Origin of the sequence: Salmonella sp. NW1250 (genome assembly GCF_051812965.1) — a bacterium.
GTDB lineage: Bacteria > Pseudomonadota > Gammaproteobacteria > Enterobacterales > Enterobacteriaceae > Salmonella > Salmonella enterica.
On sequence record NZ_JAMNDD010000008.1, the window covers coordinates 196,554 to 219,723 of the forward strand.

A 23,170-nucleotide genomic window follows, 5' to 3' on the forward strand; every position below is an offset into this window, starting at 1 on the left:
TCGACCTAAAGTAAAGGAATAAGGGTGAGAGGGGATCTCTCCCCCCTCTGATTGGCTGTTAGTAAGCTGCGAAACTTATCAGTAACAGAACAATCAGTATGATGACCTGTTGCATCATAACCCTTTCCTTATTAAAGTCCCTTCCTCGGGAGGGGCTTTCCCGTTTCAGCCCCTTGCTGACATCGCGATTGTTGGTGAGTGGCCTGTCTGGCGCAAGGGCTTTCTCCCGCCGATTTTGCGTTACTGGATCGCCCACGCAAAATGGCCTGCTGGTCATAACGCTTTGTACAGACAAGGTGGAAAAAAGATAAAAAAATCCCCGGCCTTATGGCCAGGGACAGGAGATATAGCGGGGGGTTATTGCTCTTTTACCGTTGCTTCGCGATTAATCTCATCCGTTGCCGATGAAACCAACGGCGTGGTCAGCGCCTTTAGCGAGCCGCCAGCGATGCCAATCTCGTTTAACAGCGAATCGATCAGCGGCGCCTGGGTACGATAGGTGAGCGCGGCAGATAACGCTTGTTCCGCCAGGTTTCCCCCGTTAGCGCCGCCAGCGGCGACGTCGCCCGCCGTCGCGCCGCGATTGAGGCCATCGACCTGAATAATCTTAATGCCGTCGATGGATTTCATCGGTTCAACAGACTTCTCAATAACAGCAGGCAACGATTGTAAGAGCGCTAGTTTAAATTTGAGGCTGGTTTGTTCGTCAGAAAGCACGTTGATAGCGTCATTCAGCGCCCGTTGCGCTTCGGCTTCCGCCAGACCTTTTTTACGCGTTGCTTCCGCCAGTTCGATGATGGCGGCGGCTTGTAATTCTGCCGCTTCTTTCTCTGCTTTTGCCCGGACGGTCAGTTCGACCGCTTTGGTTTCCGCATCCTGCGCCGCGGCGATCAGAGCGACCTGCTTGGCGCGATCCGCTTCGGCGGTCTGGCGGGTGGTTTCTACGTTTTGCTGAGCGCGAACCGCATCGGCCAGCGCGTCGTTGGCGCGCGCTTCCGCTTGCGATTGCTGCTCGGATTTGGCGGCAATGGCGATAGATTTCGTCTGGTTGGCGATTTCTGTCACCTGTTGCTGTTCGATCTCTTTAATACGTACTTCACGCTCGGCCTCAACTTTCCTGGACCGTACTGCTTGCTCACGTTCGATCTCCGTCTCCTGGATCTGCCGCTCAGCAAGAATGCGCGTCTGTTCTGCTTCACGATGGCGCTCGGCCTCAAAAGCGGCAATTTTGGCGTTTTGTTCGGCGGTGCGGGTTTTAACCTGTTGCTCCTGCTCCAGAGTCATAAAGGCTTCTTGCTGCTCGATTTCCAGCTTGCGTTCAAGCGCGTCGCGGTTCTTTTCGCGCACCGCCACTTCCACATCCTGTTCCACTTCATTACGTTCACGACGGCGGCGTTCGGTTTCCTGCGTCAGTTTCGTCAGACCTTCGGCATCAAAGGCGTTGTTTGGGTTGAAATGTTCTTTGGACGTTTGGTTAAAGTTGGTTAATGAGACGCTTTCCAGTTCCAGGCCGTTTTTCGACAAATCTTCCGCAACGGTGTTTTGTACGCCCTGAACGAAGTTTTCACGCGTATCCTGTAGCTCATGCATCGTCATCTGGGCGGCGGTAGCGCGTAAGGCGTCAACGAATTTATCCTCAACCAGCATACGCAGATCTTCCGGCGACAGCGTTCGCTGGCCAAGCGTTTGTGCGGCGGTGGCAATACCTTCAACAGAGGGTTTTACACGCACGAAGAAAGCAACGACCACGTCAACGCGCATACGATCTTTGGTGATCAGGCTGTCGACGGTAGCACGGCTGACTTCAAGTTTTAGGGTATTCATATTGATCGGAATAATTTCGTGAAAGATTGGCATCACAATAGCGCCGCCGCTCATCACCACTTTTTGCCCGCCAAGCCCGGTACGGACAAACGCCTGTTCCGCAGATGCGCGGCGATAGAGGCGAGCAAAAATGATCCCGATAATTAGTAAGACGATAACCGCCACGATGGCGGTAAACATCCATGATGGCAATATGCCAAAAACATCATCCATTATGTAAGTTCCTCTCAATTAAACATAGAAGGTACGCTCAGCCAAATAACGCGTTGCGGAAAGTCGGCAGACAATCAGCACCTTGTCTCCTTTTTTAAATTCTTTTCCCTTTTCGGGTTCCAGCAGTAAATAGTGAATCTGGCCGAACTTATCGGTAAATTTTCCTTCGCAAGGTGTACCGGCGACGGCGGCGTGGCCGGTAATAATCGCCATGCCGCCGATAAATTCCTCTTCCCGGAGGGCGGAGCTTTCATCTCTGGGTAGCCAGGGCGCGAGGATTTTTCCGCTGTAATGCACGGCAAAGACCGACAGGACAATGCTCAACGGGACCAGCAGCAGATTGCTGAGCGGCGCCTGCCAGAGCATGATCCCGCCATGCTGGATGAGGATACCGAAGAGGCCGAAATAACCGGCCAATAGACAGAGGACGACCAGGGCGGGAACGCGTCCAATATTCAGATAATGAAGCGCCTGGCCCGCAGGGCCGGATGACAGGGCGTCATAATGATCGAGATGGGCGTCGAGCGCGCCTGAAAGAAAGTGGCCAAAAATCAGCGAAATCATCTCCAGCACGCCGATAAAGAAAACGAACGCGATGGCAAACAGATAGGGGCTGTTATACTCCGCAAATAAGGTCATATTTTCTATCCTTGTCGCCGCCTTCAGAAGGGAGTTCGCGTGATAATTTTCATGCTTGTTATTTCATTGCGTTACAATATCATGTGACCCATATCTCCTTAAGTCCGAAAAGCGATTTATCCGTCGTTATCTTTGGTGAATATTGTGATTTTGCGCATTAAATTTGCGCACGTTATGTATAAAACCGCCGTACATATAGGGAAATACTGAAATTAGAAAAAGCATATAGCCTTAACAGAATTCAATAACTGGAGGGTATGCTGATGAACAACAATAACGTCTATTCATTAAATAATTTCGATTTTCTGGCGCGCAGTTTTGCCAGAATGCAGGCGGAGGGGCGTCCTGTTGATATTCAGGCGGTAACCGGCAATATGGACGAGGAGCACCGCGACTGGTTTTGCAAGCGTTACGCGCTTTACTGCCAGCAGGCGACTCAGGCGAAAAGGTTAGAATTAGAACACTAATGCCGGCTCCCTTATACAGGCGCAGGGCATTATTCAGATCTTATATGAGCGGGCCGTCAGGCCCGTTCACGTTTTTACTCTTGTGGATCGACTGGCGGAATGGCGGGCGCAGGTTTTACTTCTTCAGGCTTGTCGCGAGCTTCCAGTTCGCTGAGGCGTTGCTCCAGCAGCGCCAGTTTTTCCCGGGTGCGCAGCAAGACCTGAGTCTGGACATCAAACTCTTCGCGGCTCACCAGATCGAGACGCGTCAGCTGAGATTGCAGCGTTTGACGGATTTTTTTCTCGATATCTTCCCCGAACTCGCGAATACCTTTCGGCATTGACTCATGAACCTGGCGTGCGATTTGCTCAATTTTTTTCGGGTCAATCATTGTGGTTTCCCTGAACTGGTAAGTGTTAGCTCTTATTGTAGTGCGATATGTGGACGCCATAAACCAGAATTGTGTGACGTCATACGGAGTAAAGGCGTTGATGAAGGTAATCAATAGCGTTATAGTTAACCCGCTTATTCTCAGGGCGGGGCGAAATTCCCCACCGGCGGTAAATCAGCGATGTTTAACGCATTTCTCATCACGGCGCGCCGTGACGGAACGCGGAGAGCAGGTTGAAAGCCCGCGAGCGCTTTTTGCCATAGCGAAAAGGTCAGCAGATCCGGTGTAATTCCGGGGCCGACGGTTAAAGTCCGGATGGGAGAGGGTAACGATCCAGTCGGGCATGGACCCGCTCACGTTATTTTTTTGCCGCTTGTCGGCACTCCTAAGACTGCCCTGATTCTGGTAACCATAATGTTAATGAGGTTTTTTTACCATGAATCAGACGCTACTTTCCTCTTTTGGTACGCCTTTTGAACGTGTTGAACTTGCACTGGATGCGCTGCGTGAAGGACGCGGTGTGATGGTGCTTGATGATGAAGATCGTGAAAACGAAGGCGATATGATTTTCCCCGCAGAGACGATGACCGTAGAACAGATGGCGTTAACCATTCGTCACGGTAGCGGTATTGTTTGCCTGTGTATTACTGAAGATCGTCGTAAGCAGCTCGACTTGCCAATGATGGTGGAAAACAACACCAGCGCCTACGGTACCGGTTTTACCGTGACCATTGAAGCCGCAGAAGGCGTGACCACCGGCGTTTCCGCCGCTGACCGTGTCACTACGGTGCGTGCGGCAATTAAGGATGGCGCAAAACCGTCCGATCTTAACCGTCCGGGGCACGTTTTCCCACTGCGCGCTCAGGCGGGCGGCGTGCTGACGCGCGGCGGTCATACGGAGGCGACCATCGATCTGATGACGCTGGCCGGTTTTAAACCTGCAGGTGTACTGTGCGAGTTGACTAACGACGATGGGACGATGGCGCGCGCGCCGGAGTGTATCGCGTTTGCAGGCCAGCATAATATGGCGGTAGTCACGATTGAAGATCTGGTGGCTTACCGCCAGGCGCATGAGCGCAAAGCTAGCTGATCGAACGGATCATGGTTGAAAAAAGCCGATGAGATGTCATCGGCTTTTTTGTATTCCTTCGGTGCCATATTGTTCAGTTTCAAAGAACGACGAATAAGCTGAATGGTAAAATTATTGTGAGAAAAGCAGAGGCCTGAATGCAGACCTCTGCTTTGGTTTATCTATTCAGGTTATTTGCCTCTGGCCAGTTTCAATGCCCAGGCGCCGCTCATCACCAGCAGCAGAATCAGGCACAACCCAAAGGCCAACATACATGCCTGCGCCATGTTCATAAAGTGCCAGGGCGGAAGCAGATACCAGCCTTCAGACTGCTGGTAGAGATCGACAAACCACTGCTGTACGCTACTGAGCGTTACGCCATCAGGGACGATAGGCGCGTCATAACCGCAGTCTCCGGTAGGTTTAAACCACTCCGGTGCCCATTCCGCCAACGGTAAGTTGAAAGGAAAGGTCGGGTCAGTCGAACATCCTTGCACGCCAAAAAGTGAATCGGGGTCCGCATTATGTACCGCATGATGGATACCATTAAGCTTAATAGAAAACTTAATGCCCATAATGCTGCCATAAAACGCCGCGATGCAGCCAATCAGCTTCAGCACGATATTTTTGGGATTTATCGCCGCAATCACCCCGCCAATTACCATCACAAACATCGCGTAACGAATGTAAACACACTGTTCGCACGGCGCCATGTAGAGATAGATTTGGAAGAACGAGTGCGCCAGGATAATTAACCCTCCCATCGCGATGGCCATTAACAGCCACAGAAAGCGCTGTTCCTGCCATCTCACCAGCGTATCCACTGGTCTTGCGCGTAGGTCTCGCCATAATCCCTTAATAAAATCCATAATCGTTTCCCTGCTTATTTTTTAGTGGCCAGTTCCCGGACGAGTTCAGCCATAGAATCGATGGATTTGATGTTTTTGGTATAGATAAGGTACTTGCCGTTGACGACGTAAGCCGGAACACCCTGAATTTTGGCAACGTCATAGGCGGCTTTCCATTTTTCCAGAGTCTCCTGAACGGCAGGATCTTTCAGCGCTGCTTCAAAATCAGCCTGGCTCATGCCTGCGGCGTCCAGCCCGGTTTTAATAAATGCCGCCGGATCTTTCCCATCTGACCAGCGCTCTTTCTTATCATGGTAAGCCGCATACCAGGCGAACTTCGCTTTTTTGAATTGTGATTTAGCATCAAATAACGAAATCCCGGCAGCTTTATCTTTGGCGATCAGGACTGCAAATACTTCGCTGGCCTGTTTGCCATATTCGCCTTTTGTTTCCAGGTGGAACGGAGTGAACGTAACGAGATCGGCGACTTTGTCAGAAACCGGACCTGTTACGGCTTTGTCATATTTGTAGCAGAAAGGGCAGGCGTAGCTAAATACCTTAATCAGCGTTTTATCCGCATTAGGAATCGGTTTCTCCAGAACCATATAATCTGTGCCCTCGGTAAAAGCCGATGCCGCAAAAGGAGTGACCAATGCCGCGGTTAATACTACGCTTTTAAATAAAGAGGTAATCCATTTAGATGACATATTAATTCCTTCCCGTTATTTATTTAAACATTTGCGTTGGATGAACCAGTAATGCACGATAGTGAGTCTGGTTGGGTTTATCCGACAGCACATCAATTTCAACTTTCACTTCTTTCGTTTTATAGTCAATCTCATTCAGTTTGCCGACTGTGGGTTTACCAACGTCGAACAGGTTAATAGAACCGCCAAAGCCGAACATGGTGTCGCGGTCTTTTTGATATTCAACAACCGAGGTAATAGGACTATAGAAATCATATCCACGTTCTTTACCGTATTCCCAAACTTGTTGTACGGTGCCTTTCTTCTCATCGATCTTATATTCGACAAAACGGGAATATTTCATGGTCGGTAGAGCCGGTTGCTCCAGGCCGCGACCATCGCCGTTATCAAAGACCGTTAACGTGCCTTTGCTGGAAAGCCATGCCGTATGTTGGGTATAGGTGAAATCGAAATCGGTGTCCTTACACTTGCCGTTTTCGTCACAGGTCAACGGCTTACCATGATCGTCTACCGGTTTCAGCAATTTACTGGCTAGCTGCTTATTCCAGCCTTTAGACGGTGCCAGTATCCATTTCACCTGCTTATCGCGACCAATTTTTACAATACCCTGATGGCGGGAAGAAAGGATGATGGAGTCGTCTTTCGCGTCATAAGCGATAGAGTTGACGTGCGCCCAGTTACGACCGGCACCAACGCCAAGCGCATCGCCATACGGCGTATCCGGTTCGAGTTTCGCCTGCTGTCCGGCATGGGCCAGATCGACGTTCACGCATACTGCGCCCGCATCCAGCGCGCCGAGCAGCGCATCACGCATAGGGTCGAGGATTTTGGTTAAATCCCAAACGTCTACTACGCGGCCAGACTTATCAACCTCAATGATTTGGTCACGAATCGTATGAACATGTATGCCGTCTTCTTTGCGGTAATCGCGTTTGCCGACGCGCAGCAGTACGGTGCCGTTCACGGTTTCGATGGATTCATGAGACGCATCCAGGAACCCGCGCGGCAGTTTGTGATCGGCAAGAATTTGCCCCATCATGTCAAACTCGTACCAGTGTTGGCCCTGCACCGCGGTAAAGGTGCCGCGAGGCGTTTCACGAATACCCATCAGGTAGCCGCGTTTGTTGATATTCATATCGTGGCCGTCGTAGAAGGTATCTTGATCCAGCCACCAGCGGTATTCACCCTGGGTGTCAACCACAAACGTATAAGGGGCGATATCGAAAGGCAAAGCACCGCCCGCCGGACCGGCATCAAGAATACCCGCATTTTTATCTTTTTCGCCGTGCCAGTGAAATTCAGCGCCCTGCGGCGTAAAGGTATGGGTATTTACCAGATAAAGGCGATCTTCAAATCCTGGCGCGACTTTAATAACTTTCGTTTGCTGGAGATCTGAAATAGAACGGTTATCCATATAATGGTTGACGATGGCGGACGTCTGCACCACATAGTCATCCTTCATGGCTTTGCCGTTTTCTTTATATTCTACCGTGACGTTGTTGGCAAATTTCTGATAAAGGCCAAAAATAGGAATACCGTCATAGGTTTCTAAAGACTCTTTCCCAACGGTATAAGTAACAGGAACGCCTTTTTCCCCTTTGCCATGTACAGTAACTTTAACGTCTGAAATAATATGGCTATCTAATTCCACCAGCGCGGTGAGAGGGGCATTTCCGTAAGGATCGACAACGACTGCGCCTAATTTCCCTGCGGGCTGTGCCGGTTGAAAACCTGCGGCAAACGTACTGGCTGCGGTGAGTCCGCATGTCAGTGCGACGGCGCCGGCAAGTATTGTTTTCCGGTATTGGTCAAACATGGATATATCTCCTTATATACAACTTCTAAATATAATACTTCTGAATATACTATGTTTTTATGAATAATAAATGAGGTAAATGATTGGTCTTTAAATATAAGTCATGATGCTGTTACTTATTTTAAAGTATATTCTGTATCAATATTTTTTAATTGCCTGAGTGAGTCGATAGTAGGAGTGTGATATTTTAAGAACAATATAAATTAGTACGAAGTGTGATCTTATCGACATTGTTTTCTGCTTAATACCTCTTTCATTATTGTGTTTCACCACTGATTTATATGATCAAAATCATTTATTTGTTCCACAAATATGCCAGTATATGAATACGTCAAAATAAGGGTATGTAAAATTTTAACGTTAAATGTTTAGTGATGTTAAATTTTAAGGGTAAAAAGGATGTTTATTGCCTGGTATTGGATAATATTAATCGTTCTGGTGGTAGTAGGGTATATTTGCCATATGAAGCGTTATTGCAGAGCGTTTCGGCAGGACAGAGATGCATTACTTGAAGCGCGAACGAAACGTTTTCGCCAGACGAGCGAAGGCGACAGCGTGATGAATGAGCAGAAATAGCGCATATCCTTGACGGGCAGCCGGATGTTGCCTGGCTAAAGGCCTGCATCCGGCGCGACGTTTCTCTTAACCGATACCTATCGTCTGCAAAATGACGAGACTGAGCCCCATGATGGACATACCGCAAAGCACGCCATAGCTGGGGTTATTGTTAGGATCGATCTCTTTTGCCAGCGGCATCAGTTCATCGACGGAGAGCGCCACCATAATGCCGGCGACTGCCGCCATGATAGCCGCCATAACGATCGGTGAAACCAGGCTGCCCAAAATCAGCCACGCCAGTACGCCGCCAAGAATTTCCGCCATGCCGGAGATACCGGCCCAAAAAATCGCGGTACGTTTTGAGCCCGTCGCGGCATAAACCGGGCCAGCAACCGCCAGACCTTCAGGAATATTGTGCAACGCCACCGCCAGTGCGATGCCGAAACCCAGTTCAAGATTGCTGCTGGCAGTGACAAAGGTGGCGATCCCTTCCGGAAAGTTGTGCAGGCTAATGCCGAGCGTCAATAAAATCGCAGTGCGTTTTATCGAGCCGGGAAGCGGCTGCTGCCTTTTTTGCACCAGATCCTGCGGATGAGCGTGAGGAAGCAGGCGGTCCAGCCCGAAGTAGCCCAACAGGCCGATAATAAACATTCCGTAGCCCAGTACAGGCGACATCCCCTCGGTATCAAGCGCGGCGGGCAGCATCTCCATCAGCGAGATAAGCAGCATGATCCCTGCGGCGAAGCCCAGCGAAAAAGCCAGCACGCGGTTAGACGGTTTTTGGCCGAGAACGCCAAGAAACGCGCCAATAAAGGTGGCGGCGCCCGCCAGTAAGGTCAGAATAAGTGGTACTGACATCCATTACTCCTTATCAATTTGCCGTCCGAACCTGACCTTCAAAATAACTGATGATCTTCATCATAGTTATCTGAGTTCTTCCTCTGTGAAGAAAGCGTATGGTGATGTTAACAAAATGTCTTTCCTGTAAGGATAACATCATGTCTTTAACGTGTATGCCAGCATTGTTTTTGGGGCATGGCAGCCCGATGAACGTGCTGGACGATAACGATTATACCCGCGCCTGGCGGCGATTGGGGGAAGCCCTACCGCGACCACAGGCGATAGTGGTGGTGTCGGCGCACTGGTATACCTGCGGGACGGGCGTCACAGCGATGGAAAGGCCGCAAACTCTCCATGATTTTGGCGGTTTTCCGCAGGCGCTGTATGACACGCATTATCCGGCCCCTGGATCGCCTGCGCTGGCGCAGCGTCTGGTTGAACTGTTGGCTCCCGTTCCCGTCGCGCTCGATAAAGAGGCGTGGGGATTTGATCATGGCTCCTGGGGCGTATTGATCAAGATGTACCCGAATGCGGATATTCCGATGGTGCAGCTTAGTGTTGATAGTACCAAACCGGCGGCATGGCATTTTGAGGTGGGCCGTAAACTGGCGACGCTGCGTGACGAAGGCGTGATGCTGGTGGCCAGCGGGAATGTGGTTCATAACCTGCGGACTGTGCGTTGGCACGGTGACAATATACCGTATCCCTGGGCGGCGTCATTTAATGACTTTGTGAAAGCCAATCTGACGTGGCAGGGGCCGGTAGAACAGCATCCGCTGGTGAATTATCTGCAACATGAAGGGGGGGCCTTATCGAACCCGACGCCGGAGCACTTTTTACCTTTGCTGTATGTACTTGGCGCCTGGGACGGCAAGGAGCCTATCACCATCCCGGTCGACGGTATTGAGATGGGCAGTATAAGTATGTTGTCGGTGCAGGTGGGGTAGCCGGATAAGGCGCGGAATGATTGCCCGATGGCGCTACGCGCATCGGGCTTACAGGAGAATCTATCCTTCGACAAAAATATGCGGATAGAAGCGGGAGAGATCCTGGGTGATCAGCGCCCGATCTTCACGGATACCAATTCCGGCGGGCTGATCGTTAATCAGCCAGCTACCAATCAGGGTGTAACTGTCGCCGAATTTTGGCAGCGGATAGAACTGTTGCACGATCATACCCTCTTCACCATACGGGCCTTCCACGGATTCGATCGTTTTACCGTTCTCAATAATCGATACGTTCGCCCCTTCGCGGGAGAAGATCGGTTTCACGACATATTTATCCATTGGCGGATATTCGTCTTCGGCGAAATACGCAGGCAACAGATTCGGATGGTCCGGGAACATCTCCCACAACAGCGGCAACAACGCTTTATTGGAGATAATGCTTTTCCAGGCCGGTTCCAGCCAGCGCACGCCGGCATCTTCCAGCTTGGTGGAAAACATCTCGCGCAGCATAAATTCCCACGGATAGAGCTTGAACAGGTTCGCAATGACCTGATCCTGCAGATCCGTAAATTGGCCTTTTTCCCCCAGACCAATATCGTCGATATAGAGAAATTCGGTGGCGATTTTCGCTTCGGCCGCGCAGTCCTGTAAATACTGAATGGTGCCGCGATCCTCAACCGTATCGCGACAGCAGGTGAGATGCAGCAACTGAAAACCGTACTGCTCGCGAAGTTCAGCAAAGCGTTCAATCAGCTTTTCCTGCAGGCTATTAAACTGATCGCTGCCTTCCGGCAGATTGCCCGCGTTGATCTGATCTTCCAGCCAAATCCACTGAAAAAACGCCGCTTCATACAGCGATGTTGGCGTGTCGGCATTATTTTCGAGCAGCTTAGGCTCGCCGATGCCGTCCCAGGCCAGATCGAGGCGGGAATAGAGCGACGGTTGTTGCGTTTGCCAGGACTGGCGAACAAAACCCCAGGTATGTTTTGGAATACGAAACTTCGTCATCAGCTCATCGCTGGCGATGACGCGTTCTACTACCTTGAGGCACATCTGGTGCAGCTCGGCGGTAACGTCTTCCAGTTTTTCCACCTGGGCGAGCGTTAACTTGTAATAAGCGTCTTCACACCAGTACGGTTCACCATACATAGTGTGAAAATTAAACCCGTATTCAGTCGCTTTATCGCGCCAGTCCGGGCGCTCGGTAATACTGACTCTTTCCATGCGTATCAGCCGCCCATCGAACGTGTTGAAGTACCGGCAGCGCTACGCTGCATGGTGCTCTGTTTGGCGACGGATTCGCCAAAACCGCCGCGGGTAACGGTTGTTGTGGTGGCAGGTTTCGGCGCCATAGCGGTTTTCGGTACGGTCATTGTCCGGCCCGGTTGCGCCGCGCCGTAGTTTTTACCTGCCGCATCGGTATATTTGCCGTATGCAGGGCTGGCCGGGTTTTTCGAGCTAAACAGCGGCTGTTGCGCAAAGCCTGCGCCGCCGCCCATCAGACGCCCCATCATGTAACCTGCCATAAGTGGCATCCAGAAACTGCCGCTGGATTGTTGGGCCTGCGCCTGATTTTCCGGCGCCATGCCAGCCTGTGCGGGCGCTTGCTGGCACTGACCTTCGCCAAACTCAGCGACGCAATCTTCGCGTGTAGCGTACTTAGGCGCAGTACGTTCGGCCTCTTTCAGCGCATTATTATACGCGGTTGTACACTCCGCGCTTTTGCCCGGATTCGCCGCTGAACAGTCATCAGCGTTTTGATACAGCGATACGGTTTCATCGCTTTTTTCACAGCCAGCCAGCATAAAAACAGCCGTAACCGCCAGGGCGACCGGCGTTAAATGCCGCGCGCTCCAGCTTTTGCGAAATGATGCGTGATGGATGGATTTTGTCCGTTTCATATTTGTCTTCCAGGACCCAGTGGTAAATACAACATGCGTTCAGAATAGAGGATGACTGGTCGAAATTGAAGCGAGAAAAGGCGAGAATGCGGCGGAATAGCAGGATCTTTACGTTGTCTTACGTTCAGGCGCGGCTTTATGACAGGTAGCGCCGCGCTTACCAGACCTACAAGGGCACAGGTCTGATAAGCGCAGCGCCAGCGAATAACTTATCAATGCCGGAATGGATTGCCGTTATTGCTGTTGGCGCGAGCGGCGGTCGGCTGTACTGCCGGCGCGGCGCTATGGGCATTATAACCGTCTGCGGCAGCATCCTGCTCTGGCGTTTCCGGCGCTACGCTTTCTGGCGACGTCGGGATAGGTTTACCCAACGTACTGTTAAGCGCGAGCAGATCCTGCTCGTTCAGCGTACCGAGCGCATATTTGATATTTAACTGATTAATCAAATAGGTATAACGCGCGTTGGCCAGTTGCTGCTTGGCATCATACAGAGTGGTGGTGGCATCCAGTACGTCAACAATGGTACGTGTACCGACCGAGTAACCGGCTTCCATTGCATCCAAAGAACTTTGCGCGGAAACGACTGCCTGTTTATACGCGTTGATGCTGCTGATGGAGGCGTTAATATTGTTAAAGGAAGAACGTACGGTCTGCACCACGCTACGGTGCGCGCTTTCCAGCTGTTCGCTTGCGCCGACGAAGTTATACTGCGCCTGTTTTACCTGCGAGTTAACCATCCCGCCTTGATACAGCGGCAGGGAGAAGTTCAGGCCGATTTTATTCTGCCCCATATTGCTATCGTCGTACTGGGTGGAGTTGGTTTTAGAACCGCTATAAGAGGTATCAGAAATGCCGGTTGAGGCCGTTAAATTCAGCGTCGGCAGATGGCCATCCTGCGCCTGACGGATTTGCTCGCGCGCCAGATCCTGACTTAAACGCGCCTGCAACAGCGACAGGTTACGGTTTTCCGCTTCCTTCAGCAGCGCATTAACAGCTTTGGGTTTGTCGGTTTTAAAATGCTCGACGTTAAGCGACGCCAGCTCCGGGTAATAATTGCCGGTTACCTGGCGCAGCTCTTCTACCGCGTTATCCAGGTTGTTGCGGGCGGTCACTTCATTCGCCAGTACGGTATCATATTGCGCACGGGCGTTTTGCACGTCGGTAATGGCGACCAGACCCACGTTAAAACGTTGCGTCGTTTGATCTAACTGACGGTAGATAGCCTCTTTTTGCGCCTGGGTATAGGAAAGCACATCAATAGCGTTCAATACCTTAAAATACGCGTTCGCGGTATTGAGGATCAGCGTCTGCTGATCGGTCTGATAGGTGACATCCTGAATGCCTGCTGCTTTTTCTTGCAGGGTGAGCCCACGCCATTTCGACATATCAAATAGCGTCTGCGTTAATTGCAGAGAAGCGCTGGTTTCATTGGAGTTGATACCGTTCGCATCGCGATAACCGTTGCTGTAGGTGTAGTCGGCACCTAAACCCAGTTGCGGCAGTAAAGGACTACGCGCTTCGTTAATTTTTTCGAATGCAGCATCGCGATCGGCAGCGGATTTACGCAATTCCGGGTTGCTCAGGCGTGCTTGCTGATAAACTTGCATCAGGTTCTCTGCCTGGCTTAGTGTGCTGAACCCCGACAGGCTCAGGCCGATAAGGATGGGGAGCAATTTCTTCATTTGCATTCCTTGTTGTGAAGCAGTATTTAGCGCTGATCAATTTGTAAAAATAATTGCTGATTCTAGCAGAATCCGCCACTGCAAAAAGTTGGCGTTACGTGCCATACGAGCCTTAATTGGCACCAATTTACCACAAGGGTGATAAAACAGCAGTCAACCACCCTTGAAATTCATCATTTAATCATTATTGCTAGCAGGGCAGCACAATGCGTAAATCAGACAACTTGCCAGTTACTTTCACCAAAAGCGATGTAGAAATTATTGCACGGGAAACGCGCTATCGCGGTTTTTTTTCATTGGATGTGTATCGATTCCGCCATCGTTTATTCAACGGAGAAATGAGTGGCGAGGTAAAGCGCGAAATTTTTGAGCGCGGGCACGCCGCCGTCTTGCTACCCTTTGACCCTGAACGCGACGAGGTGGTGCTGGTCGAACAGATTCGTATTGCCGCGTATGACACAAGCGTTACGCCGTGGCTGCTGGAGATGGTCGCTGGCATGATAGAAGAAAGCGAAACCATTGAGGCGGTCGCCCGGCGGGAGGCGATGGAAGAAGCGGGGCTGACCGTAGGCCGCACCCGACCGGTCATCAGTTACCTGGCGAGTCCAGGAGGAACCAGCGAGCGCTCATCTATTCTGGTGGGTGAAGTGGACGCCACGACCGCGGTAGGTATTCATGGTCTGGCGGATGAAAACGAAGATATTCGGGTTCATGTGGTAAGCCGGGAACAGGCATACCAGTGGGTAGAAGAGGGGAAAATCGACAACGCAGCCGCAGTCATCGCTTTGCAATGGCTTCAGTTGCATCATCAAGAGTTAAAAAACGAGTGGAAAAAATGAAGCGTTATACACCTGACTTCCCAGAAATGATGCGTTTGTGCGAAACCAATTTTTCGCAATTGCGCCGCCTGCTGCCGCGCAATGACGCCCCCGGTGAAACGGTGAGCTATCAGGTGGGCAACGTACAATATCGGTTAACGATTGTGGAATCGACCCGATACACTACGCTTGTAACGATCGAGCAAACGGCGCCAGCCATCACCTACTGGAGCCTGCCGTCGCTGACGGTGCGTCTCTACCATGATGCGATGGTGGCTGAAGTGTGTTCAAGCCAGCAGATCTTTCGCTTCAAAGCGCGGTATGATTATCCAAATAAAAAGTTGCATCAACGCGACGAAAAGCATCAAATTAATCAGTTTCTGGCCGACTGGCTACGATTCTGTTTAGCACATGGAGCGATGGCGATTCCGGTTTATTAGCGTCGTGAAACCTAAGGACACCATTTGGAAAGCCTGTTAACCCTACCTCTGGCTGGTGAGGCCCGAGTCAGGATTTTACAAATTACAGATACTCACCTGTTTGCCGAAAAGCATGAAACGCTGTTAGGCGTCAATACCTGGGAAAGTTACCAGGCCGTGCTGGAGGCTATTCGGGCGCAACAGTATGAATATGATCTGATCGTGGCGACCGGCGATCTGGCGCAGGATCAATCCGCTGCGGCTTATCAGCATTTTGCTGAGGGTATCGCAAGCTTTCGCGCGCCTTGCGTTTGGCTACCGGGCAATCATGATTTTCAGCCGGCAATGTACAGCGCGCTGCAAGAGGCGGGGATTTCCCCGGCTAAACGCGTGTTAATCGGTGAACAATGGCAGATTTTGTTGCTGGATAGCCAGGTGTTTGGCGTTCCGCATGGCGAACTGAGCGAGTTCCAACTGGAATGGCTTGAGCGTAAGCTCGCCGATGCGCCAGAGAGACAGACATTGCTCCTTTTGCACCACCATCCGTTGCCGGCAGGGTGCAGTTGGTTGGATCAGCACAGCTTGCGTAATGCCGGTGAGCTGGATAGCGTGCTGGCGAATTTCCCGCGTGTAAAATATCTGTTATGCGGACATATTCACCAGGAGCTGGATCTTGACTGGAACGGTCGCCGTCTGCTGGCGTCGCCGTCAACCTGCGTACAGTTCAAACCGCACTGCGCGAACTTTACGCTGGATACTATCGCGCCGGGCTGGCGTACGCTGGAGCTCCAGGCGAACGGCGTCCTGGAGACGGAAGTGCATCGCCTGCAGGATACCCGGTTCCGACCCGATACCGCTTCGGAAGGATACTGATGTCTACGCTTCTCTATTTGCACGGATTCAACAGTTCCCCTCGCTCGGCAAAAGCGTGCCAGCTAAAAAACTGGCTGGCGGAGCGTCATCCGCATGTTGAGATGATCGTCCCTCAACTACCGCCGTATCCTGCCGATGCGGCGGAGTTGCTGGAATCTCTCGTGCTTGAGCATGGCGGTGCGCCATTAGGGCTGGTAGGATCGTCGCTGGGTGGTTATTACGCCACCTGGCTGTCGCAATGTTTTATGCTGCCGGCTGTGGTGGTGAATCCCGCCGTGCGGCCCTTTGAATTACTGACCGACTATCTCGGTCAGAACGAGAACCCCTACACCGGGCAGCAATATGTGCTAGAGTCTCGCCATATTTATGATCTTAAAGTCATGCAGATTGACCCGCTGGAAGCGCCGGACCTGATCTGGCTACTGCAACAGACGGGCGATGAAGTGCTGGATTACCGCCAGGCGGTGGCATATTACGCCTCCTGCCGTCAGACAGTGACCGAGGGGGGTAATCACGCATTCACGGGCTTCGAAGATTATTTCAACCAGATTGTCGATTTTCTTGGACTGCACAGTTGCTGACAATCAATTCGAATTGCTAATTAAACCATGACGCAAACTTATAACGCTGATGCCATTGAGGTACTCACTGGGCTTGAGCCGGTACGCCGCCGCCCGGGGATGTACACCGATACGACCCGCCCCAACCATTTGGGTCAGGAAGTGATTGATAATAGTGTGGATGAAGCACTGGCAGGTCACGCCAAACGCGTGGATGTCATTTTACATGCCGATCAATCGCTGGAAGTGATTGACGACGGACGCGGGATGCCGGTGGATATCCATCCGGAAGAGGGGGTTCCGGCGGTAGAACTGATCCTCTGTCGACTTCATGCCGGCGGTAAATTCTCCAATAAGAACTATCAGTTCTCTGGTGGTCTGCATGGGGTGGGGATTTCGGTAGTAAATGCCCTGTCAAAGCGCGTGGAAGTGACCGTGCGCCGCGACGGTCAGGTCTATAACATCGCGTTTGAAAACGGCGAAAAAGTGCAGGATTTGCAGGTTGTCGGCACCTGCGGTAAACGTAATACTGGCACCAGCGTGCATTTCTGGCCGGACGAAAGTTTCTTCGACAGCCCGCGTTTTTCTGTCTCTCGCTTAATGCACGTTCTGAAAGCAAAAGCGGTGCTGTGTCCCGGCGTGGAAATCACTTTTAAAGATGAAGTGAATAACAGCGAGCAGCGCTGGTGCTACCAGGATGGTCTGAACGACTATCTGGGCGAAGCGGTAAACGGCCTGCCGACGCTGCCGGAAAAGCCGTTTATCGGTAATTTTAACGGTGAAACGGAAGCTGTTGACTGGGCGCTATTGTGGCTGCCGGAAGGCGGCGAATTACTGACGGAAAGCTACGTCAACCTGATCCCGACCATGCAGGGGGGGACGCACGTCAACGGTCTGCGCCAGGGCCTGCTCGACGCGATGCGCGAATTTTGCGAATACCGCAATATTCTGCCGCGCGGCGTCAAACTGTCGGCGGAAGATATCTGGGATCGCTGCGCTTATGTGCTCTCCGTGAAAATGCAGGACCCGCAATTTGCCGGGCAGACTAAAGAGCGTCTGTCGTCGCGTCAATGTGCGGCATTTGTTTCCGGCGTGGTGAAAGATGCCTTCAGCCTGTGGCTGAACCAGAACGTGCAGGCGGCGGAACAACTGGCAGAGATGGCGATTGCCAGCGCGCAGCGGCGACTGCGCGCCGCAAAAAAAGTGGTGCGCAAAAAGCTCACCAGCGGTCCGGCGTTGCCGGGGAAACTGGCGGACTGTACCGCGCAGGATCTTAATCGGACCGAGTTGTTCCTTGTCGAAGGGGATTCGGCGGGCGGTTCCGCCAAGCAGGCGCGCGATCGCGAATATCAGGCGATCATGCCGCTCAAAGGTAAGATCCTTAACACCTGGGAAGTCTCTTCCGATGAAGTGCTTGCCTCGCAAGAGGTGCATGATATTTCCGTGGCGATCGGTATCGATCCGGACAGCGACGATCTGAGTCAGCTGCGCTACGGCAAGATCTGTATCCTGGCGGATGCGGACTCCGATGGTTTGCATATCGCTACTCTGCTTTGCGCGCTGTTTGTCAGACATTTCCGCGCGCTGGTGAAGAATGGTCATGTCTATGTCGCGCTACCGCCGCTATACCGTATCGATTTGGGTAAAGAGGTCTATTACGCGCTGACGGAAGAAGAGAAGGCGGGCGTACTGGAACAACTGAAGCGTAAGAAAGGCAAGCCGAACGTCCAGCGTTTCAAAGGCCTGGGAGAAATGAACCCGATGCAGTTACGCGAAACCACGCTTGATCCGAATACTCGCCGCCTGGTGCAGCTCACCATTAGCGATGAAGACGATCAGCGTACTAATGCGATGATGGATATGCTGCTGGCGAAGAAACGTTCTGAAGATCGACGCAACTGGCTACAGGAAAAAGGCGATCTCGCGGATCTCGACGTGTAACGGTTGTTGCACGCTTTATCTGGTCTGCATGCCGCAGGCCGGATAAGCGAATCCGACATGACGCCGCAGCCTGATGGCGACACTTGCGCATCGCATCAGGGCGACGTCAGACGAGGGTAATAACTTAAACGCCGGATTCCAGAATACGAATATTCATTTCCAGCACATCGTCTTTTACCGCGTCGCTATAGGCTTTCATATGCGGGGTTTGCAGATGCGCCTCAAGGTGCGCAACGCTTTCCCACTGTTCAATCATCACGATCGAGTCAGGCGCCAGAGTCTGAAAACTCACGCCCGCGGCATGATCCACCATCGGCGCGTAACCGTGGCACCCCTCTTCTTTAAGAACGGTTGGAATAATTTTCGCAAACTGATCGAGGACGGCCTGACGGTGATGTTGGCCCGGACGCGTGCGAATTTCGGCAATGACGGTAAGCATGGTTAACTCCTTCTAATTCCAGGATGACCAGTTAAGCAAAAATTTCGCTCAGATGCTTGCGATATTCTGCGGTATAGCGCGGAACATCCGGCATTTTAATCACGTCGTTGGCAATAAACGTTGGCAGCGCGTCCATGCCCAGGAACTGGTTGGCTTTATGGAATGGCAGATAGACGCCATCTACGCCTACGCCGTGGAAAAACTGATCTTTTTCGGTAAATGCTTCCATCGGCGCGTTCCACGTCAGTGACAGCATATATTTTTTCCCCTGCACCAGACCGCCGGAACCGTACTTTTTAGCGGCATCGGAACGCGTGCGGCCATCGCTGGCATAGAGCGTGCCGTGACCTTCGGTAAAGACATCATCCATATATTTTTTTACTGTCCATGGTGCGCCCATCCACCAGCCTGGCATCTGCCAAATCACCACGTCAGCCCAGACGAAATTCTGCACCTCTTCTTTAATGTCATAGTCGCTGTCGGCGCGGACGATCTTAACCTGATGACCCAGATCGCGCAGCAGCCCATCGGCAACTTCGGTCAGGGTGTCATTTAACTGGCCGTTGGAGTGCGCGAATTTTTTCGCCCCGTTGATAATCAGGATGTTACTCATTTTGTGTCCTCAAGAAATGCGTTTGCTGCTGATTCTACGCTGACGGGCGGTGCGGTGAAATTAGCAAAATGTGCAAAGTCTTTTGCGTTTTTGGCAAAAGTCTCTGTTACCAACTTACTACGGCCTCAAATCCACCTTCCGCGGCGTTGCCAAACGACACCGTCATGCCGTGCAGCGTAGCGATGCGGCGGACGATTGATAATCCCAGACCGCTGCCGGTCACACTTTGGCCTGGCGGGCGGTAAAAACGCTCGCCGATATGCGTCAGAATCTCTGGCGCTACGCCGGGGCCATTATCTCTGACGGTGAAGCTGCGGGCATGTAAGGTAACGTCGACGACGCTGCCCTGCGGACTGTAGCGAATCGCATTATCCAGCAGGTTACGCACTAACAGGCTTAAGAGTAGCGGCTGGCCGGTACGTATGACGTCATGGGCGTTAAGCTGTAAACGCACGTCGATATTCGCCTGCTGCGCCGGATGATAAATATCCATTACTGCGGACTGCAGCAGCTCTTCCAGCGAAATCTCCGCTACATCCTGCAAATTATTGAGCGAGTCGAGACGCGATAACGTCAGTAGCTGATCGACCAGCCGTGTGGCGCGATCGATCCCCGCATGGAGCTGGGTCAGCGCTTTATCACGCGATAGCGGATCGTCGCCCGAGAGCTGCGCCACCTCGGTTTGTACTTTCAGCGCGGCCAGCGGGCTGCGCAATTCATGGGCGGCGTCGGAGGTAAATCGCCGTTCGCGCACCATCATGGAGTGGATGCGGCTAAAAAGTTGATTAAGCGCTTCGACCAGTGGGCGAACCTCGCTCGGTACGCCTTTGGCGTCGAGCGGCGTTTCCGATTCCGGCGACCGGAAGCGTAGCGCCTGCGCCAGTTTTTTCAACGGTCTGAGCTCGCGGTGAAGCAGGAGCAATAAAATCAGCAGCATGAAGGGAAGGGCGATCAGCCACGGCGTTAATTGCGCCGCTACGATCGCCAGCGCCATATCTTCGCGGTAATCCCACTCCTGACCGACGACGATACGATACTTGCCGTCCGCCGAGTTCAACCACAAAAAACGCCAGAGGTCGTTATCATCCTTCAGATAGCCATTGTCGAAACCTTCCCGGCGATAGCGATACGGAATATCCTGGCCGTTGTCGCCATCATGCAGCAACATTTTGCCGTCAGCGGAAAAGATGGCGAACGCCAGCGCATCGTCATCGATATGCCCATGTTTTAATTTCTTTGGCGTATGCGCCATGCGCTGCGGGGCGTTGATCTCGTTAAGATCGAGGGTGCTAAGCCGTCTGGCGAACAACATCAACTGTGTGTCAAACAGCTCGTCGACATTATCCGTCGTCTTTCTCCAGGCCACAAAACTGGAAATTGCCCAAGTGATGGAGACCAGAATCAGGAAAATAAGCGTCAGCCTGACGCGCAGGCTGAGACGTTGCGTCAATTTCATGCGTCACCCAGGGTGTAGCCGATGCCGTGCACGGTGCGAATAAATTCGCTGCCGAGCTTGCGGCGTAAATGATGAACATGGACTTCCACTGCATTGCTGGACACGTCGTCATCCCAGTTATACAGCTTCTCTTCAATAAGCTTGCGCGGCAGCACGCGACCTTTGTTGCGCAGTAAGAGTTCCAGCAACGCGAACTCTTTTGGTTTTAGGGCCAGTGGTTCGCCGGCAAGCGTCGCGACGAGATTGCCTGGATTGAGCGTCACCTGGCCGTGGCGCAATTCGCTACTGGCCTGACCGCTGGCGCGGCGTACCAGCGCCTCCAGACGGGCGGCGACCTCAATGAGCGCGAAAGGTTTACATAAATAGTCATCGGCGCCCAGACGTAGCCCCTCGACGCGCTCTGCTAACGCGTCGCGCGCCGTCAGGATCAGTACCGGTTCCTGTTTACCCTTTTCGCGCCATTCGCGCAAAATATCCCGTCCGTCCATGCCTGGCAGCGTCAAATCTAAAATAACCGCATCATAAGGCGCGCTGTAAAGCGCCTCTTTGCCCGGGCGTCCCTCGGTAAACCAGTCGACGCTGAAACCCATTTTACTCAGACCCGCTTTTATGCCATCGCCAATAAGTGTGTCATCTTCTACCAGTAAAATTCGCATCTGTTCTTCCTTGCGGTAACTCGCGTTACCGTCAGTTAACCTTGTCGCCGCAGGCGATGTACAGAAAAAAAGATTCTTTTTTTGCCTTAAGAAGTTGTTAAGGATTACCTTATTAAATGGATCTGAAACGACATGAAAGGGAAAAGTAATCATGAAAAAATTAGCTGCAATCGTTGCCGTTATGGCACTGTGTTCTACCCCGGTTCTGGCGGCTCAGCAGGGCGGTTTCTCCGGCCCGTCGGCGACGCAAACGCAAGGCGGCGGATTTGTCGGCCCGAACGGCAGCAGCACGACGGTAGAGAGCGCTAAATCGCTGCGTGACGATGCGTGGGTAACGCTGCGCGGGAATATCGTCGAGCGCATTTCCGACGACCTGTATGTGTTTAAAGATGCGACCGGTACTATCAATGTGGATATTGACCACAAGCGTTGGAACGGCCTGACCGTAACCCCGCAGGATACCGTTGAAATTCAGGGCGAAGTGGATAAAGACTGGAACTCTGTCGAAATCGACGTAAAACAGATTCGTAAAGTGAATCCGTAATCCCACATTGCGCAAGATCGGTCAGGATTCACCGCCGCCCGGTGGGCAGAATAGGCCACAAGGAGGCAGTGATGAATGACCTGATCAGCGCGGCTTATTCCGAACGTCTGCGGCGCGTTTGCGACCACATTGAGCGTCATCTGGATGAGCCTCTGTCGCTTGAGGTGTTAAGCCGGATGGCGCACAGCTCGCCGTTTCATTTTCACCGGCAGTTTACCGTCTGGAGCGGGCTTCCGCTCTATCGCTATATCCAGTGGCTGCGTTTGCGCCGGGCGTCATGGCGGCTGGCGTTTAACCCGCAGGATAAAGTTATCGATATCGCGCTGGATGCCGGATTTCAGAATCCGGAGTCGTTCACACGTGCTTTCAAAACCGCGTTTGGTCAAAGCCCGCGCCGGTTTCGGCAATCGCCGGACTGGCTGGCCTGGCACCAACGCGTTCCTAAACTTGCGTTACAGGAGCAGCATGTCATGGACGTAAAAATCGTTGAATTTCCACCTACCCGCGTCGCGATGCTGACGCATCTGGGGCATCCGGATAAGGTCAACGCCAGCGCGGCGAAATTTATTGCATGGCGGCGCGAAACGGGGCAGTCGCCGATTGCCAGCAGTCAAACTTTTGGTATTGCCTGGCACGACCCGCAGACGACGCCGCCGGATCAATTCCGCTTTGATATCTGCGGCAGCGTCCACCAGCCGATAGCCGAAAATGACGTTGGCGTGGTGAATAGCGAGATTCCTGGCGGGCGCTGCGCGGTGGTACGCCATCAGGGAGCGCTCGACAGCCTCCCGGAGAGCGTGTGGTATTTATTCCGCGAATGGCTACCGGCCAGCGGCGAGACGCTGCGCGATTTTCCGGTCTTCTTCCAGTACCTGAATTTCGTCAATGAGGTGGCGGAACATGAGCTGCTGACGGATATCTATCTGCCGCTTCGTTAACTTCCTCGTCACCTGGCTCACGGTTTGTGAC

The 23,170-nt window shown here is 52.3% G+C and carries 26 protein-coding genes and 1 riboswitch; of the genes, 11 read left to right on the forward strand and 15 right to left on the reverse strand.

Annotated features, from left to right (window positions below; genetic code table 11):
* Positions 1-58 precede the first annotated feature (58 nt).
* The 3 genes from NBA72_RS15650 to NBA72_RS15660 form a co-directional block, all read right to left on the reverse strand.
* A complete protein-coding gene (locus NBA72_RS15650; protein WP_111754053.1) occupies positions 59-118 on the reverse strand; it encodes a type I toxin-antitoxin system Ibs family toxin in 60 nt (19 codons plus the stop codon).
* A 239-nt stretch (positions 119-357) separates the two neighbouring features.
* The gene (locus NBA72_RS15655) at positions 358-2,037 is read right to left on the reverse strand and encodes a flotillin family protein (protein WP_000342879.1); all 1,680 of its coding nucleotides are present in this window, start codon (positions 2,035-2,037) and stop codon (positions 358-360) included.
* 18 nt (positions 2,038-2,055) lie between these two features.
* Entirely contained in the window at positions 2,056-2,676 is a 621-nt protein-coding gene (locus NBA72_RS15660; protein ID WP_000171739.1) for an OB-fold-containig protein, read from the reverse strand.
* Positions 2,677-2,933: 257 nt separating this feature from the next.
* Between NBA72_RS15660 and glgS the strand changes: the two genes are divergently transcribed.
* Positions 2,934-3,143: a cell surface composition regulator GlgS gene (glgS, locus tag NBA72_RS15665; RefSeq protein WP_000928927.1), complete on the forward strand. Its 210-nt coding sequence runs from the start codon at positions 2,934-2,936 to the stop codon at positions 3,141-3,143.
* A gap of 74 nt (positions 3,144-3,217) precedes the next feature.
* On the opposite strand, the gene ubiK is transcribed toward glgS, so the two are convergent.
* Positions 3,218-3,514, reverse strand: a complete 297-nt coding sequence (gene ubiK / locus NBA72_RS15670) for a ubiquinone biosynthesis accessory factor UbiK (protein ID WP_000566824.1) — start codon at positions 3,512-3,514, stop codon at positions 3,218-3,220.
* Between the two features lie 132 nt (positions 3,515-3,646).
* Positions 3,647-3,845: riboswitch (FMN riboswitch) on the forward strand.
* Positions 3,846-3,950: 105 nt separating this feature from the next.
* On the opposite strand from ubiK, the gene ribB reads away from it, so the two are divergent.
* Positions 3,951-4,604, forward strand: a complete 654-nt coding sequence (gene ribB, locus NBA72_RS15675) for a 3,4-dihydroxy-2-butanone-4-phosphate synthase (RefSeq protein WP_001076978.1) — start codon at positions 3,951-3,953, stop codon at positions 4,602-4,604.
* A gap of 170 nt (positions 4,605-4,774) precedes the next feature.
* Here the strand turns inward: ribB and dsbI are convergent, their stop codons facing one another.
* From dsbI to NBA72_RS15690, 3 genes are read right to left on the reverse strand one after another with little or no spacing between them, the layout of a single operon-like run.
* Positions 4,775-5,452, reverse strand: a complete 678-nt coding sequence (gene dsbI / locus NBA72_RS15680) for a protein-disulfide oxidoreductase DsbI (protein ID WP_000345576.1) — start codon at positions 5,450-5,452, stop codon at positions 4,775-4,777.
* Between the two features lie 14 nt (positions 5,453-5,466).
* A complete protein-coding gene (locus NBA72_RS15685) occupies positions 5,467-6,138 on the reverse strand; it encodes a thiol:disulfide interchange protein DsbA/DsbL (protein ID WP_000096230.1) in 672 nt (223 codons plus the stop codon).
* Between the two features lie 19 nt (positions 6,139-6,157).
* The gene (locus NBA72_RS15690; protein WP_000460259.1) at positions 6,158-7,954 is read right to left on the reverse strand and encodes an aryl-sulfate sulfotransferase; all 1,797 of its coding nucleotides are present in this window, start codon (positions 7,952-7,954) and stop codon (positions 6,158-6,160) included.
* A 399-nt stretch (positions 7,955-8,353) separates the two neighbouring features.
* Here NBA72_RS15690 and NBA72_RS15695 point away from each other — a divergent pair, with 399 nt between their 5' ends.
* Entirely contained in the window at positions 8,354-8,530 is a 177-nt protein-coding gene (locus NBA72_RS15695; protein ID WP_000469259.1) for a hypothetical protein, read from the forward strand.
* Positions 8,531-8,596: 66 nt separating this feature from the next.
* Here the strand turns inward: NBA72_RS15695 and zupT are convergent, their stop codons facing one another.
* Complete coding sequence (gene zupT, locus NBA72_RS15700) at positions 8,597-9,370, reverse strand: zinc transporter ZupT (protein ID WP_000115874.1); 774 nt, start codon at positions 9,368-9,370, stop codon at positions 8,597-8,599.
* A gap of 140 nt (positions 9,371-9,510) precedes the next feature.
* Between zupT and ygiD the strand changes: the two genes are divergently transcribed.
* Positions 9,511-10,299, forward strand: a complete 789-nt coding sequence (gene ygiD / locus NBA72_RS15705) for a 4,5-DOPA dioxygenase extradiol (RefSeq protein WP_023260395.1) — start codon at positions 9,511-9,513, stop codon at positions 10,297-10,299.
* A gap of 60 nt (positions 10,300-10,359) precedes the next feature.
* Here the strand turns inward: ygiD and NBA72_RS15710 are convergent, their stop codons facing one another.
* The 3 genes from NBA72_RS15710 to tolC form a co-directional block, all read right to left on the reverse strand.
* On the reverse strand, positions 10,360-11,523 hold the full coding sequence (locus NBA72_RS15710) for a glutathionylspermidine synthase family protein (protein WP_042948743.1): 1,164 nt from the start codon (positions 11,521-11,523) through the stop codon (positions 10,360-10,362).
* Positions 11,524-11,528: 5 nt separating this feature from the next.
* Positions 11,529-12,200 carry a DUF1190 family protein gene (locus tag NBA72_RS15715; RefSeq protein ID WP_000831528.1) on the reverse strand — a complete coding sequence of 224 codons (672 nt, stop codon included), beginning with the start codon at positions 12,198-12,200 and terminating at the stop codon, positions 11,529-11,531.
* Between the two features lie 212 nt (positions 12,201-12,412).
* Positions 12,413-13,888, reverse strand: a complete 1,476-nt coding sequence (gene tolC / locus NBA72_RS15720) for an outer membrane channel protein TolC (RefSeq protein ID WP_072100461.1) — start codon at positions 13,886-13,888, stop codon at positions 12,413-12,415.
* A gap of 200 nt (positions 13,889-14,088) precedes the next feature.
* Here tolC and nudF point away from each other — a divergent pair, with 200 nt between their 5' ends.
* The 5 genes from nudF to parE are packed head-to-tail and all read left to right on the forward strand — an operon-like array spanning position 14,089 to position 18,493.
* On the forward strand, positions 14,089-14,721 hold the full coding sequence (gene nudF / locus NBA72_RS15725; protein WP_023215696.1) for an ADP-ribose diphosphatase: 633 nt from the start codon (positions 14,089-14,091) through the stop codon (positions 14,719-14,721).
* Positions 14,718-15,140 (forward strand): DUF1249 family protein, encoded by a 423-nt coding sequence (locus NBA72_RS15730; protein ID WP_000833404.1) that lies wholly within the window; start codon positions 14,718-14,720, stop codon positions 15,138-15,140. Before nudF ends, NBA72_RS15730 begins: the two co-directional genes overlap by 4 nt.
* Positions 15,141-15,164: 24 nt before the next feature.
* The gene (gene cpdA / locus NBA72_RS15735) at positions 15,165-15,992 is read left to right on the forward strand and encodes a 3',5'-cyclic-AMP phosphodiesterase (RefSeq protein WP_000444734.1); all 828 of its coding nucleotides are present in this window, start codon (positions 15,165-15,167) and stop codon (positions 15,990-15,992) included.
* Positions 15,992-16,573 carry an esterase YqiA gene (gene yqiA / locus NBA72_RS15740; protein WP_000105725.1) on the forward strand — a complete coding sequence of 194 codons (582 nt, stop codon included), beginning with the start codon at positions 15,992-15,994 and terminating at the stop codon, positions 16,571-16,573. The genes cpdA and yqiA overlap by 1 nt, the downstream gene beginning before the upstream one ends.
* 27 nt (positions 16,574-16,600) lie before the next feature.
* On the forward strand, positions 16,601-18,493 hold the full coding sequence (gene parE / locus NBA72_RS15745) for a DNA topoisomerase IV subunit B (RefSeq protein WP_000195318.1): 1,893 nt from the start codon (positions 16,601-16,603) through the stop codon (positions 18,491-18,493).
* A gap of 124 nt (positions 18,494-18,617) precedes the next feature.
* Here parE and NBA72_RS15750 read toward each other — a convergent pair whose 3' ends face one another.
* From NBA72_RS15750 to qseB, 4 genes are all read right to left on the reverse strand, one after another.
* The gene (locus NBA72_RS15750) at positions 18,618-18,932 is read right to left on the reverse strand and encodes a putative quinol monooxygenase (RefSeq protein WP_000958587.1); all 315 of its coding nucleotides are present in this window, start codon (positions 18,930-18,932) and stop codon (positions 18,618-18,620) included.
* Positions 18,933-18,963: 31 nt separating this feature from the next.
* A complete protein-coding gene (locus NBA72_RS15755) occupies positions 18,964-19,545 on the reverse strand; it encodes an NAD(P)H-dependent oxidoreductase (RefSeq protein ID WP_000065416.1) in 582 nt (193 codons plus the stop codon).
* A gap of 106 nt (positions 19,546-19,651) precedes the next feature.
* The gene (gene qseC, locus NBA72_RS15760; RefSeq protein ID WP_000779328.1) at positions 19,652-21,001 is read right to left on the reverse strand and encodes a quorum sensing histidine kinase QseC; all 1,350 of its coding nucleotides are present in this window, start codon (positions 20,999-21,001) and stop codon (positions 19,652-19,654) included.
* Positions 20,998-21,657 carry a quorum sensing response regulator transcription factor QseB gene (gene qseB / locus NBA72_RS15765; RefSeq protein WP_001221574.1) on the reverse strand — a complete coding sequence of 220 codons (660 nt, stop codon included), beginning with the start codon at positions 21,655-21,657 and terminating at the stop codon, positions 20,998-21,000. The genes qseC and qseB overlap by 4 nt, the downstream gene beginning before the upstream one ends.
* Positions 21,658-21,808: 151 nt before the next feature.
* Here qseB and NBA72_RS15770 point away from each other — a divergent pair, with 151 nt between their 5' ends.
* A complete protein-coding gene (locus NBA72_RS15770) occupies positions 21,809-22,201 on the forward strand; it encodes a YgiW/YdeI family stress tolerance OB fold protein (RefSeq protein ID WP_000731552.1) in 393 nt (130 codons plus the stop codon).
* A 71-nt stretch (positions 22,202-22,272) separates the two neighbouring features.
* Positions 22,273-23,139 carry an AraC family transcriptional regulator gene (locus NBA72_RS15775; protein ID WP_042948747.1) on the forward strand — a complete coding sequence of 289 codons (867 nt, stop codon included), beginning with the start codon at positions 22,273-22,275 and terminating at the stop codon, positions 23,137-23,139.
* Positions 23,140-23,170: the final 31 nt, after the last annotated feature.